Raw genomic sequence first — 10,348 nt, 5'->3', positions numbered from 1 at the left:
CTCTGGACCGCGGGTTCGTTCCTCGGGGACTTTCGTACGCCAAGAGGCGCCCGAAACTCTCCACGACTTGGGAATGGCCGCTTTTCTGGGGTGCCCGCCAGGAAGCGGTCAGGCCGGTATCACCGACCCGGCCTTTAGCCGAATTTCCGGTATTCAAAATTCTGATCGAGAAGCAGACCGTCGCAAAGCCACCCAGGGCAGAATTGCAAGCGGACCCACCACCGCACCGACGGTAGACCGGGGGCAGTCATCGCAGGCGGCACAGTGGCGCGCAGGAAATCCAATGCGCCCTTGAACATCTGCGGACCCAGCCGGCGGGCATGGCTAACGAAAGCAACCCAGCCGGCGGCTCTTAAACCTGGGCGTCTTCCTGATCAGGGAAGGTAATGTCTTCGTAGATATCCGTCACCGGGATCTCGATGCCGATTTCGGGCATGCGGAGGACGTCTTCAGCGGTCAAAACGGTGGTACGCCAGATCTCATCAGCCTCACCACGCTCAAACACGGTGAGCCCTACGCTGGTGGATTCGAGGATGACGTAGCGGCGGATGCTGGACACGGCCGCGTATTCCCGCACCTTGACGATCCGGTCGATGCGGCCGGAGGTGGCGCTGAGAACCTCGAAGACCACCACGACCCCTGGAACCTTGTGAGCTCCGCCGTCGAATTTGGTGCAAGTTACCAGCGCATCAGGGTAGCGGACAGCGTCATTGACGGTTTCGACGCCAGCGTCGGGACCAAGTGGTACGCACGTTCCTCCTCTCAGCCTAGTCTTCAGGCCGGTGAAAAGATTGCCAAAAATCCGGTTGTGGTTGAGGGTTCCGCCCGTCATGGCCACGGGCTGAAAGCCGTCGAATTCGTAGCGGATCTCCTGGCTTTGTGCCCAAGAAAAGAATTCGTCTTGGGTCCAGGACTTGCGGAGCGCGATGTTCATGGGTTGTTACTTAGCACGATTTGGCGTGAGTTTCTCCATTTTTTGACAGGTTGTTCACCGGTTCACCGGCATGAGAGGTTGCTGTGCCGGTCTGCGATCGGGGCGGAGCCGCAGGCTCTGCGCCGGAGCGGGCCTGCGCAGCTGACCCGAGCGTGCCCCTCTGTGGTGGAGTTGGCACCCGACAAAAAAAGGGCGAGGTTTGAGACCCCGCCCCTGCTGCTTTTAGCGGACGTCGAAGGCGTCGACTTCCGCTTTGGCTGCCTGACGCGTCACGCCCTGGGCGGCGGGTTGGGCCGGCTGGTAAGGTTTCCAGTCGGAGCCGGTCACGGCGGCGAAGGCGTCGACCGCCCCCTGGGCTGCGGCGAGGAGCCCGTAGGCTTGCATCCCGGCCTTCGCTGCGAATTCGCGGGCGCGCTGGGCTTTGCTTTCGAGACCGTAGATCGGCTCCCGGTCTTCGTCGCGATCGTCATTCCCGAGCTTGCTGGTGAGGTTTTTCGCGTCCGAGACCTTGGCGCTGTAGAACTCCCCGGCGGCGCAGGCGGAGCCGACGAAAGAGCCGACGATGCGCTGCAGGTGGATTTCGATGGCCCGTTCATCGATGGGGGCGAGGATCTTGGCGTGGGTGCCGATCATCTCCTCGGTGGTTTCACGGATTTCGTTGTAATCGACGGCGTCCAGCGCGAAAGTCCGTTCCAGATTGGCGGCGAGGTTTGCGTTCGGGCAGAGGAGCATGGCGCGTTCCAGCGTGTAGGCGGGTTTGGCCTGGGTGCGCGGCGCGGCTTTGGAAGCGGGGACGTTCGAAGTTTTGGTGTTGGGTTTCTGAGCCATGATAAAAATGAACCTTCTCAATAATCCGAAGCTGTCGGCCCCATGCCGGCATCGTCTTCGGTGCTGTCGAAAAAAGACCCGGGCCGAGCGGCATCCTCCCTGGCGTGTGTGCTCGGTCGAAGCGAAGCCGGGTTGAGCGGAGCGCGGCCCTTCTTTTGGGCTGCGATCCGGGCAACTTGGCTTTGCGCTGGCGTGGAACGGCAGGCGGACGGCGGAGCCGACCGGCTACCGGTCCACAGCGAGCAGACGCGCCACCGCAGGCGATTTGCTTGCAAATCGGGGATGGAGGCCGGGCGGAACGGGGCTTAGACCGCGCGAACCGAAGACGATCCCGGCATGGAACAGACCGCTGTATTTGTATTATTGCAATCAGGTTCATTCGGTGTGGCGAAGGCGCCGAAAGCATACGAGGACCCTCCCCGCTTTCATGCCGCGTGCAAGGGGCGCCAAACCAAACTCGCAGGCGGGAACATGCCAGCATTGCCCGGCCGCATCCCGCGCCGCTTCGGCAAAAACGATGAGCTGGAGCCAGAAGATTTTCGATCCGGGAAAACTCGGATTGATCGGTAGCCACGCAACCGCGCCCGTCCCGAGAAGGGCCAGGGTAACACCTGCCGGTCTACCGGCGGTCAGTCGGATTCCGCCTTGCCGGGATTTTGGAGGCAACAAGGTTGAGGCAGAGAACCCACCCGATGCGCAATGATGATGCGGCGCAGACAGGAGAATAGAAAGGCTCGATGCTTAAAGCCAGGCATTCCGCACAGGCCGCGCGAGGCGGGTGCAGATCCGTCGTCTCCAGCGCAACAGGTGCGGTGAGATTCATTGCAGAATCGGGCGAATGGAAGCACGACAAGCTGCCCAGCCGCATCAAGGTGCGACGGCAGCAGCCCGGCCAAAAAGGAAAGCCGGAACCGCCGCAACACGGCCAGGCCGGGAGTTCTTCAGACCCGCCCCAGGATTGGGAGGGTGACAGGCGGGCGGCCGGATAAAGAAGCGACGCGGGAGCGCCACGAGAAACAAAATTTTCTATTTTCAACAGGGTATCGCTTGATGATTGGTCTTCGATTCTTCTATGCTTGACGCATCAACAGGAGGTCTTGCGATGCTTATCGAAGGTGTTTGGCACGAAAATCTAGTCCGCTTCCCCGTCGAGAAGCGTGCGCGTGCGAGTTATGAGATGATGTGTGACCTGGCGCCGGATTGGCGGATGATTCCGCATCTGGTCGAGGCTCTTGAGATCGAGGATTTTGATCCGGATCTACGGGACGCGGCGGATCGGGACATGGCGCAAAATCTCGCGGCGATGGTCGAGCCGGAGAGCAATGCGACCCGCCGGAACTTCTTCACGGCGTTGCGTGAGGAAGTGCTGGCGCCGGCGATTGCGGCTTGCATCGAGGCGAAGCGGCTGGCTGATGAAGCGTATCGGGCGAGCCGTATGGCGATCGATGCCTAGCAAAAGGAGGAGTTGAACGCGTTCGCACTGGGCCGCCGTGCCAACCATCATCTAAATGTCTCGGCCCGAGCAGCGTTGGAGGCAAACCGGCTTTGCGAGATTGCTCGTGGCCAATGCCGGGCTTTGACCTTGGTGGAGATGCACGAGCCATGGGTGCCGTTTGACACGCGGGAGGCGGGGGCCTGGCTTGTCGAGGCGGCGAACCGGGCAACGGCCCGCCAAGGCGGTGGGAGGGGCTGAAACCCGCCCAGACGCGGCATGGGGCACCAGGACCGCCCAGGCCGCGCAGACGCGCCGGGCGCCCGAGTCATTAGTGTCAGTGGCGACCCGTGGGCGGCTTGGCTGCCGATGAAGCCGGGGCCATTCTTAGTCAGAACACGCCGATCCCTCCCGCATTTCCGAAAAAATGCGGGAGCCATTGAATAAGAGAGTTCAGGCTATGGCGATGGCCCGGATTGCCGAGGCGTCGGTGAGGAGTCATCGCTTGTACCTGGTTTAGATGCTGAAGATCGCCCGAGGCCGGGATTGCGTGCCATCAACGTTGCCGTCTGTGCGGGCTGTTTGGCACCATCCCGGACAAAAGGGGCGAGGAAAGTATCCAGGCGGCCTGCTCCTGGCCCTTCGAGCTCCATGGTCAGGGCAGCGATGTATGGTTCTTTCTCAACCTTCTCCCATTCAATATGCATCCCGGCCCGTCTGGAGAGATCGCTGTGAACGACCATCAGAACGCGCCCATTGCCTTCGAGGAAGGGATGGCCGAAGGCCAATAACCCAATCACTTCTCCGGGTTTTTGGCGCATGGTGGCGATCTGTTGTCCGAGAATCAGGCCGTGTTCGACGGCTCGCTGGCAATCGAGCGGGTGAGCGAAAAGGTCGTAACGTCCTGCCTTGCCAACGGCCTGATCGGGAAGAATCACGGCGCGATCCTGCCCGGCCGAGGGATAATAATCCGTGAACAGGCGGCGATGAGTATCGAGCACGTCGCGGTAGTTGAGAGACGGGCGCGCGGCAAGTGCGGCAAGCGCGTCGCCGAGATGGCGCCGGAAAGTATCATGCTCTTTGAGTTTGACGACTTCCGGCAGCTTGTCCGCAAAGCGGTTGCGCAAATATCCTTTTGTATCAAAATCCCCAAAAGGATCGAAAGTCATCCAATCGTCTGGCGCAGATGAGCGTTGTAGAGCGCGATGTTCTCGTCATTCGAGATCACGCCTGCACGGTAGATGGCAAGGAGCAGATCCGCGGTTTCGTCAGGCTGAACCTCGGCATCCGAGAGGCGAGAGGCCGCCGCCGCGAACCGGTCGAGATCAGATTCAACGAAGTTGACACCATGTCGACCTGCGAGGTCACGAATGAATGCCGCGACGTTGACGCCAGTGTCGATGGCAGTTGTAATGTCGTGGCGCAGCGTCGACGCTGCCGATGTTTTTTGAGTGACACTCATGGAAAGGCTCTTTTCGAGTGAGAAAGAGGTGAAATCACGGGCGCTGATCTTGGCTTCCGAGCGGAAAACCAGGTCGTTCATGACTGATCTCCAGGACTTGGGATCAGCAATAGCAGATTTCGCGGCTCAGGGCCATTTTTTCATGCCGGTTCCACGGCGTCATCGGCCTGTCCGGGCTCAGCATCTTTGATGATGGTTAACCATGCCAGGACGTCGGCGACCGCAATCCAGTCTTTTCGAGAGCCATCGGGCTCAAAACCTCGGAACTTTTCGCCGTGCAGATGCACCCGAAACGCCTGGATGGCCTGATCTTTTGCCGCTATCTTCGCATGAGCAGCGTCGGCCTCGCCCTGCAAGCGCGCGATGTAGTTCATAGCAATGCTCCTGCGGTGGCTGTTGCGCATACCTCATGAATGAGGCGTCGCAGCGCCGCCACCGTCAGGAGTTTAGTCGAGGCGAGAGCCTCGGTGGCATCCGGCCAAACCTTGCTGCGGGAACCTTGCACCACGACGATCGGTTGTAATTGCCCGCCGGTGATCGCGCCTTTGCGGTCGATGACTGGACTTGCGTAGGCGACGGGAGAAGCCCGCTCGCCGGAAATCCGATCGAGCCGTAAGCGGCCATCCGTGGTTTGAAAGATGGCGCATTTAGTGGATGTGTCCATGGCTCCCTCCAACGACAGAAGTGACGCCACACTCGAAGACTACGGCTTGCGCAAGGGCTTCCGGGAGGGTGAGGCCCACTGTAATTGCGAAGTCGCCCCCGTCCAAAAACCCATGGGAGAGCGACCAGTCTGGAAACGAGGGGGCGCCGAACGGCTCCTGATCGCCATAGGTAATCGAGACGGTCGAGCCATCGGCAAGGCGTTTTTCCCACCAGAAGGCGATGTCGATACCCTCTGGGATGGCGAGCTTGAAGCCGTGAGATTCCAGGAGGGAGCGGGACTCGTCAAAGAATGACCTGAGCGCATCGTCGGTCATGCGGTCGTCCTGATTTGAGTGCCAGAGTGGATTTGGCTAAGCGCAAAAGCACGCCCGAGCCGCAGACCGATGCTGCTGGTTTCGCAGGTAAGGTCATCGGGGGCCAGTCCGGTAAAAAGCACAGATTGGTTGACAGGAAGTTTTTCAACTTCCCACAAATTAAATTCAGTGACCTTGTGCGTCAGCAGGGTGAGGTGGAATTCCGCAGCTGCTCCCCCTCCCCCGTGGTATTCGCCGCGCCCCTGGGGGGCGGCCCGCATTTCCTCGGCTTCCTCCGGTTCGAAGAAATTGACCCGCAAAAAGCCAGACCACGTGATGGTGGAAATTCCATCGATGATGATGATCGTGTCGTCGTCCATAGGAACATGCTGCGGGATTTTCATGATACCTGATCCCTGCTTCCCGGCTCGGGGAACAAAGCGGCAAGCGTGACGCCGGCGGCTTCGATCTTGCCAATGCCGTCGCCGCTGATGGCGTAGGTGCGGCCGATTTCGGGATGGGGTCCGATCCAGTGATGCGCGAAGCGCTGGGCGTCCGCGAGCGAGGTGAAGCTCTGTTTCTTCGTGCAACCATCGACTGAGCTGTAGCGAAGGCGAATGTTGGATTTTTCGGTCATGGGGATGCTCCATAAGAAAACGGCCCGGACGCTGATTGCGGTCCGGGCCGGGTTGACGGAAATGGCGTGAGGGGCAAATCAGGTTAGGTGAGGATTTGCCCGTCGATGCGGGCGCGGGCAGCGTGGGCGCCGATGGTTTCATTGGCGACGAAGTTGGCGTCGCGTTCGGCACGTAGGCCGCCTGGCCCGCGAATACTCTCGATCTCGGAGATGCGGACGCTGCCGATTTCCGGCTCACCAAAGCCGAGATCGCAAAGTCCACTTGCGATGTCCTCATCTTCTGGATCAAGGTCGGTGAGCAGCCAGGTGCAGGCGCCCCATGGCGTGAAGAGTTTAACCACGGGCTTCGGTTCAAAATCCGGATCGCTCTGGTAGTGGCGGCCATTGGCGAGCATGGTCTCGCGTTGTTCGGGAGTCAGTAACTGCATGGGAATCTCCTGGTTGGTTTTGGATGGGGCAAGTCCCGCACATGTAGGGCTTGCCATCAAAACCGGCATGGATGCCGGGTTTGCGATTAAGGGCAGTAGCTGGTTCGCTTTCGGAATGAGCGGCGCAGGGCGCGCCACTTTCCTCGATGCAATTCAGTCAGTGTAAATCCACACGCCGGGCCGGCGAGCTGAAACCAGGCTGAAAAGTCGAGAAGGCCCAGCGTGTGGATTTTAACGGAATCGTCAGAATCACAGCGGGAACACCGAGCGTAGTTACCGCAAATGAATTCACAATCTTTCGTCAATCGGGCCTGGTAATAAAGGGGCTCGTGGCCGACGGCTTTGCATGTGATACGGTTCAAGGCACGCATGGCATTCTCCTTGGTAGAGACGGTTGTTGGGACAACGAAAAGCGCCCGGTGCGCGATGTCCGAACCAGGCACTTAATATTTTTCGCGGACTCAGAACGGGATTTCGCCATCCAGGTCACCATTTGCGGGTGCCGAAGCTTCTGCTTTGGAGCCGCCAGTGCGTTGAGCATTTTGGCCATCCAACATGATGAGCTTACCATCATAAGGTTGCAGCACGATTTCTGTGCTATAACGGTCCTGGCCATTGTTATCGGTCCATTTGCGCGTCTGCAACGAACCTTGAAGATAAACTTTGCTGCCCTTGTGCAGATATTTATCTGCAACTTTGGCAAGCCCGTCGCTATAGATTACGACGCGGTGCCACTCGGTGCGTTCGCGTCTTTCACCGCTATCGCGATCCCTCCATGATTTTGTTGTGGCAACCGAAAGATTGACAATCATATTGCCGCTCCCTGTCGTGTGAACTTCCGGGTCTTTGCCGAGATTCCCCATCAGGATAACCATGTTTTCAGAACCAGCCATTTTCATAATCCTTTTCATTTCATCACGCGCGAGGCGAATGGCCGATGCCACTCGCGTCATCTCGTGTGCGGTCAAAATGAACCGGGGACGAGTGCCGGTCTGGCCTGGAAGGTTGCGCGCGAGCAGGGCGCGTCTGCGCGGATTTTTGCGGGGACGGCCCTGCGAAGTAAGCGGCCTGCAACCGCGAAGCGGCGTGCGCAGCACGGGCTAGACCGGCATCCGGCGCCGGTTCAGACCGCTTGAAGCACGAGGTGATGTGAGTGGCCGGCATGTGCTTTTGCCGTCCCATCAGGGACGTAGTATTTTGTACTTTTTCTCTCTAATATTTATCTGCTTTCTACGGTTTTTCTAAATCTCTCCGCATTTCGCCGCCTCAGTTCGCTGAAGATTCGGCAGTCTTCTGGGCAGAGGGATGGAGGCCGTACTGGTGGCGCAAATAGCCATCCACGATAGCGGCTGGGGGCAGCGTGGGATAGCTCTGGGGGCCGGGGGACAGCCCCTCGTCATCATGAAGCTGCAGGATGCGCACGGCGATCCGTTGAGAACGACCGGTCCTCAGCGAGCGGATTAGCGCGACGTCTGAGCGGCCCTTGATATAAAGGCTGCGCCATTGCCGCGTGGACGGGTCACGGAATGCTGCTTCGACAGTGCCATTGAAAAATGCTTCAACGATCCAGGGCTCGCGGCAGGTGGGAGCGCCGCGGAAGCGCTCGCGCCACCAATGGTCAGGCTGAATGTAATAGATGGCGCCAATGGCGATGGTCCCGATGCGGAGCGGATTGTCACCGCCGCGAGAACGCTGAGCGAAGTAATGTCGAATCATGTGGCGGTTTCCTTGTTCTATGCGAAAGCACAGCTGCGGGGGCATCCCGATCGGTGCTTCGCGGTTGAGCGGCAATAAAAGCCCACCCGGCCGAAGCCGGATGGATTTTCGAGGCGGCGTTAAGCGGCGTCCTCCAGGTCTGCCGCGTCGGGATCGTTAAGTTGTTCGCCATCCTCCGGTTCGACATCACTGAAGTTGTGCTTGCGGGGATTTCCAGCCGCGGCATGTGCGCCGATTTCATCAGCCGCAAGGCCGAATGTCGCACCGGGATAGACGTAATCACCGTCCTTAAACTGGGCAATGACAGCCGCGCGGGTGAGCTTCCCGGTGGGTTTCGGCAGGATGCCGTTGGCGGATGCGACAGCCTCGATCTCGGCTTTGGACAGGCAGGAGAGGAACTCCTCGGTGGCCATGCCACCGAGATGACGATCGGCGTTGACGGCGGCGCCGGCGATGCGGGCAACGAGCCCGCTATTGCCGCCGTAATTGGTGGTCCGGAGCCCCAGCGCGATCTGCAGGGCATCCCGAGCGGCTTTGCGCAGCGTGTCGGGGTCGGCGGTGAGGATGCCGTTTTCCGTAATCCGGCCGGCGAGGATTTCGCGCCCATGGTGGCCGCGCAGCTCCTCATTCGCAATGCCGGTGCGAACATCGACATTCTTGCCTGCGAAGGCGAGCACGAGCAGGCCGATCAAGGTCAGATCGTCGATCTCGTCCTCAGCGAAGGCTTTGTGCAGGGCATCGGTTTGCAGATCACCGATCATTTTCAGCCCGTCCTGGGTGACTGGCGGCCGGGTCTTGGGCGCCGGGGCGATCTCCTCAGGCGCCGGCGCATTGCCCGCCTTGCCTTTGCCCTTGCCGCTTGCAGCCGGCTTATCCGCCGGCATGGAATAGGCGATGGTGGTTATTTTGCCGGTACGGTCATCGACATAGTGACCGATGATGTCGGCTTTTTTCGGATTGCCGTGGTTACGCACGGCTTTCGGCGGCAACTTGGGCTGGCCATCGGTGCCGACGGTTAGGATGACGCCTTTTTTTGGCAGATGATGCTCCATCCATTCGTGCTGAGCACCGAGGTAATCATCGACCTGGGTGGTGTACCGGCTGTCCTGATCGCCTTGCTCGAAAAGATCCTCACTCCAAACGACGCCATGGGCTTTTGCCGTGGCGTCGTCGAAATTCGCATCACGGGCGTACATGCGCCGTTTATCGAGGGAACGCGCGTAGCTGTGCCATGCAACGGGTTCATTTTTCTTTGGCTTGAAGCTTTTCCAGGCTTCGGCCTGGTCTTCACGCGGCGCCGAGGCGATAATGCGAAGCTCGCGCTCGTTGGGCTCATCTCCCTTCGCCATCTGTTCGAGAACCGCGTTGTGGATGCTCCCGCATAGGCGCAGGCGCTTGACGGTGCGGCCGGGCAGGTTGAGCGCGGTGGCAACAGCATCCTCGGTCCAGCCAGCGCCAATCAATGCTTCCATTGCACGCCAGGTATCGACGGTGTTGAGCCCCTGGCGAACGAGGTTTTCCGCCAGCGAGGCCATGATATCCGCCTTCTCGTCGGACTGGACGACGAGAACGTAGATTTCGGGCATCTCAGCACGGATGCACGCTTTTACGCGGCGATGCCCGGCGGAGATGTAGAGGATGCCATTACGCTCCTTAATGACGGGCGGTTGTACCGGGCCGCTGGTGGCGATGATGCTGGCAAGCAGCTGATCGTCATAGGCAGGGTGAACCTGTGTTCTGCGCGTATTATTGGGATCTTCCAGCAGCACGCGGGGATCGACTTTTCTCAGTTCCATCTTCGTTTTCCTTCAGTCATTTTGATCGCGGGAAAATTCCCGCGATCTTCGGGCGATGTGCATGGGGTGAGGACGGGCACCATTGCCGGCGAGCGGTCCTGCCTTGACGCCCGCTCTCGCGGGCGCGAGGCAGGGTTGCGCAGGCGGCGATGGAGC

Annotated in this window: 15 protein-coding genes; 2 read left to right on the top strand and 13 right to left on the bottom strand. The window is 59.8% G+C overall.

Annotation, left to right across the window (positions count from 1 at the left end):
- Nucleotides 1–352 precede the first annotated feature (352 nt).
- Complete coding sequence (locus QQJ84_RS08110; protein ID WP_284257629.1) at nucleotides 353–934, bottom strand: Uma2 family endonuclease; 582 nt, start codon at nucleotides 932–934, stop codon at nucleotides 353–355.
- Between the two features lie 222 nt (nucleotides 935–1,156).
- Nucleotides 1,157–1,762 carry a hypothetical protein gene (locus tag QQJ84_RS08105; RefSeq protein ID WP_284257628.1) on the bottom strand — a complete coding sequence of 202 codons (606 nt, stop codon included), beginning with the start codon at nucleotides 1,760–1,762 and terminating at the stop codon, nucleotides 1,157–1,159.
- Nucleotides 1,763–2,098: 336 nt separating this feature from the next.
- Between QQJ84_RS08105 and QQJ84_RS08100 the strand changes: the two genes are divergently transcribed.
- Entirely contained in the window at nucleotides 2,099–2,332 is a 234-nt protein-coding gene (locus tag QQJ84_RS08100; protein WP_284257627.1) for a hypothetical protein, read from the top strand.
- Nucleotides 2,333–2,864: 532 nt separating this feature from the next.
- The gene (locus tag QQJ84_RS08095) at nucleotides 2,865–3,215 is read left to right on the top strand and encodes a hypothetical protein (protein ID WP_284257626.1); all 351 of its coding nucleotides are present in this window, start codon (nucleotides 2,865–2,867) and stop codon (nucleotides 3,213–3,215) included.
- A gap of 437 nt (nucleotides 3,216–3,652) precedes the next feature.
- Here the strand turns inward: QQJ84_RS08095 and QQJ84_RS08090 are convergent, their stop codons facing one another.
- The 11 genes from QQJ84_RS08090 to QQJ84_RS08040 form a co-directional block, all read right to left on the bottom strand.
- Nucleotides 3,653–4,363: a Fic family protein gene (locus QQJ84_RS08090; protein WP_284257625.1), complete on the bottom strand. Its 711-nt coding sequence runs from the start codon at nucleotides 4,361–4,363 to the stop codon at nucleotides 3,653–3,655.
- Nucleotides 4,360–4,737: a hypothetical protein gene (locus QQJ84_RS08085; protein ID WP_284257624.1), complete on the bottom strand. Its 378-nt coding sequence runs from the start codon at nucleotides 4,735–4,737 to the stop codon at nucleotides 4,360–4,362. Before QQJ84_RS08085 ends, QQJ84_RS08090 begins: the two co-directional genes overlap by 4 nt.
- Before the next feature lie 59 nt (nucleotides 4,738–4,796).
- Nucleotides 4,797–5,030, bottom strand: a complete 234-nt coding sequence (locus tag QQJ84_RS08080) for a hypothetical protein (protein WP_284257623.1) — start codon at nucleotides 5,028–5,030, stop codon at nucleotides 4,797–4,799.
- On the bottom strand, nucleotides 5,027–5,320 hold the full coding sequence (locus QQJ84_RS08075) for a hypothetical protein (protein WP_284257622.1): 294 nt from the start codon (nucleotides 5,318–5,320) through the stop codon (nucleotides 5,027–5,029). Before QQJ84_RS08075 ends, QQJ84_RS08080 begins: the two co-directional genes overlap by 4 nt.
- Nucleotides 5,304–5,636: a hypothetical protein gene (locus QQJ84_RS08070; protein WP_284257621.1), complete on the bottom strand. Its 333-nt coding sequence runs from the start codon at nucleotides 5,634–5,636 to the stop codon at nucleotides 5,304–5,306. The genes QQJ84_RS08075 and QQJ84_RS08070 overlap by 17 nt, the downstream gene beginning before the upstream one ends.
- Nucleotides 5,633–6,019, bottom strand: coding sequence for a hypothetical protein (locus tag QQJ84_RS08065; RefSeq protein ID WP_284257620.1), 387 nt, complete (start codon nucleotides 6,017–6,019; stop codon nucleotides 5,633–5,635). The genes QQJ84_RS08070 and QQJ84_RS08065 overlap by 4 nt, the downstream gene beginning before the upstream one ends.
- A complete protein-coding gene (locus QQJ84_RS08060; RefSeq protein WP_284257619.1) occupies nucleotides 6,016–6,252 on the bottom strand; it encodes a hypothetical protein in 237 nt (78 codons plus the stop codon). The genes QQJ84_RS08065 and QQJ84_RS08060 overlap by 4 nt, the downstream gene beginning before the upstream one ends.
- Before the next feature lie 83 nt (nucleotides 6,253–6,335).
- On the bottom strand, nucleotides 6,336–6,680 hold the full coding sequence (locus QQJ84_RS08055; RefSeq protein WP_284257618.1) for a DUF2958 domain-containing protein: 345 nt from the start codon (nucleotides 6,678–6,680) through the stop codon (nucleotides 6,336–6,338).
- A 461-nt stretch (nucleotides 6,681–7,141) separates the two neighbouring features.
- Nucleotides 7,142–7,573, bottom strand: coding sequence for a single-stranded DNA-binding protein (gene ssb, locus QQJ84_RS08050; protein ID WP_284257617.1), 432 nt, complete (start codon nucleotides 7,571–7,573; stop codon nucleotides 7,142–7,144).
- A gap of 373 nt (nucleotides 7,574–7,946) precedes the next feature.
- Nucleotides 7,947–8,396 carry a hypothetical protein gene (locus tag QQJ84_RS08045; RefSeq protein WP_284257616.1) on the bottom strand — a complete coding sequence of 150 codons (450 nt, stop codon included), beginning with the start codon at nucleotides 8,394–8,396 and terminating at the stop codon, nucleotides 7,947–7,949.
- A gap of 119 nt (nucleotides 8,397–8,515) precedes the next feature.
- Complete coding sequence (locus QQJ84_RS08040) at nucleotides 8,516–10,192, bottom strand: ParB N-terminal domain-containing protein (protein WP_284257615.1); 1,677 nt, start codon at nucleotides 10,190–10,192, stop codon at nucleotides 8,516–8,518.
- Nucleotides 10,193–10,348 lie beyond the last annotated feature (156 nt).

This window comes from Acidocella aquatica (genome assembly GCF_030160635.1).
Classification (GTDB): Bacteria; Pseudomonadota; Alphaproteobacteria; order Acetobacterales; family Acetobacteraceae; genus Acidocella; species Acidocella aquatica.
Note: the sequence above shows the minus strand (reverse complement) of the source record. Positions and strands in the feature narration are given on the sequence as shown.

Coding starts and splice junctions, on each gene's coding strand:
- QQJ84_RS08090 (WP_284257625.1), bottom strand. CDS start 4,363: ATGACTTTCGATCCTTTTGGGGATTTTGATACAAAAGGATATTTGCGC.
- QQJ84_RS08110 (WP_284257629.1), bottom strand. CDS start 934: ATGAACATCGCGCTCCGCAAGTCCTGGACCCAAGACGAATTCTTTTCT.
- QQJ84_RS08100 (WP_284257627.1), top strand. CDS start 2,099: ATGGAACAGACCGCTGTATTTGTATTATTGCAATCAGGTTCATTCGGT.
- QQJ84_RS08060 (WP_284257619.1), bottom strand. CDS start 6,252: ATGACCGAAAAATCCAACATTCGCCTTCGCTACAGCTCAGTCGATGGT.
- QQJ84_RS08065 (WP_284257620.1), bottom strand. CDS start 6,019: ATGAAAATCCCGCAGCATGTTCCTATGGACGACGACACGATCATCATC.
- QQJ84_RS08070 (WP_284257621.1), bottom strand. CDS start 5,636: ATGACCGACGATGCGCTCAGGTCATTCTTTGACGAGTCCCGCTCCCTC.
- QQJ84_RS08080 (WP_284257623.1), bottom strand. CDS start 5,030: ATGAACTACATCGCGCGCTTGCAGGGCGAGGCCGACGCTGCTCATGCG.
- ssb (WP_284257617.1), bottom strand. CDS start 7,573: ATGGCTGGTTCTGAAAACATGGTTATCCTGATGGGGAATCTCGGCAAA.
- QQJ84_RS08095 (WP_284257626.1), top strand. CDS start 2,865: ATGCTTATCGAAGGTGTTTGGCACGAAAATCTAGTCCGCTTCCCCGTC.
- QQJ84_RS08085 (WP_284257624.1), bottom strand. CDS start 4,737: ATGAACGACCTGGTTTTCCGCTCGGAAGCCAAGATCAGCGCCCGTGAT.
- QQJ84_RS08040 (WP_284257615.1), bottom strand. CDS start 10,192: ATGGAACTGAGAAAAGTCGATCCCCGCGTGCTGCTGGAAGATCCCAAT.
- QQJ84_RS08055 (WP_284257618.1), bottom strand. CDS start 6,680: ATGCAGTTACTGACTCCCGAACAACGCGAGACCATGCTCGCCAATGGC.
- QQJ84_RS08105 (WP_284257628.1), bottom strand. CDS start 1,762: ATGGCTCAGAAACCCAACACCAAAACTTCGAACGTCCCCGCTTCCAAA.
- QQJ84_RS08075 (WP_284257622.1), bottom strand. CDS start 5,320: ATGGACACATCCACTAAATGCGCCATCTTTCAAACCACGGATGGCCGC.
- QQJ84_RS08045 (WP_284257616.1), bottom strand. CDS start 8,396: ATGATTCGACATTACTTCGCTCAGCGTTCTCGCGGCGGTGACAATCCG.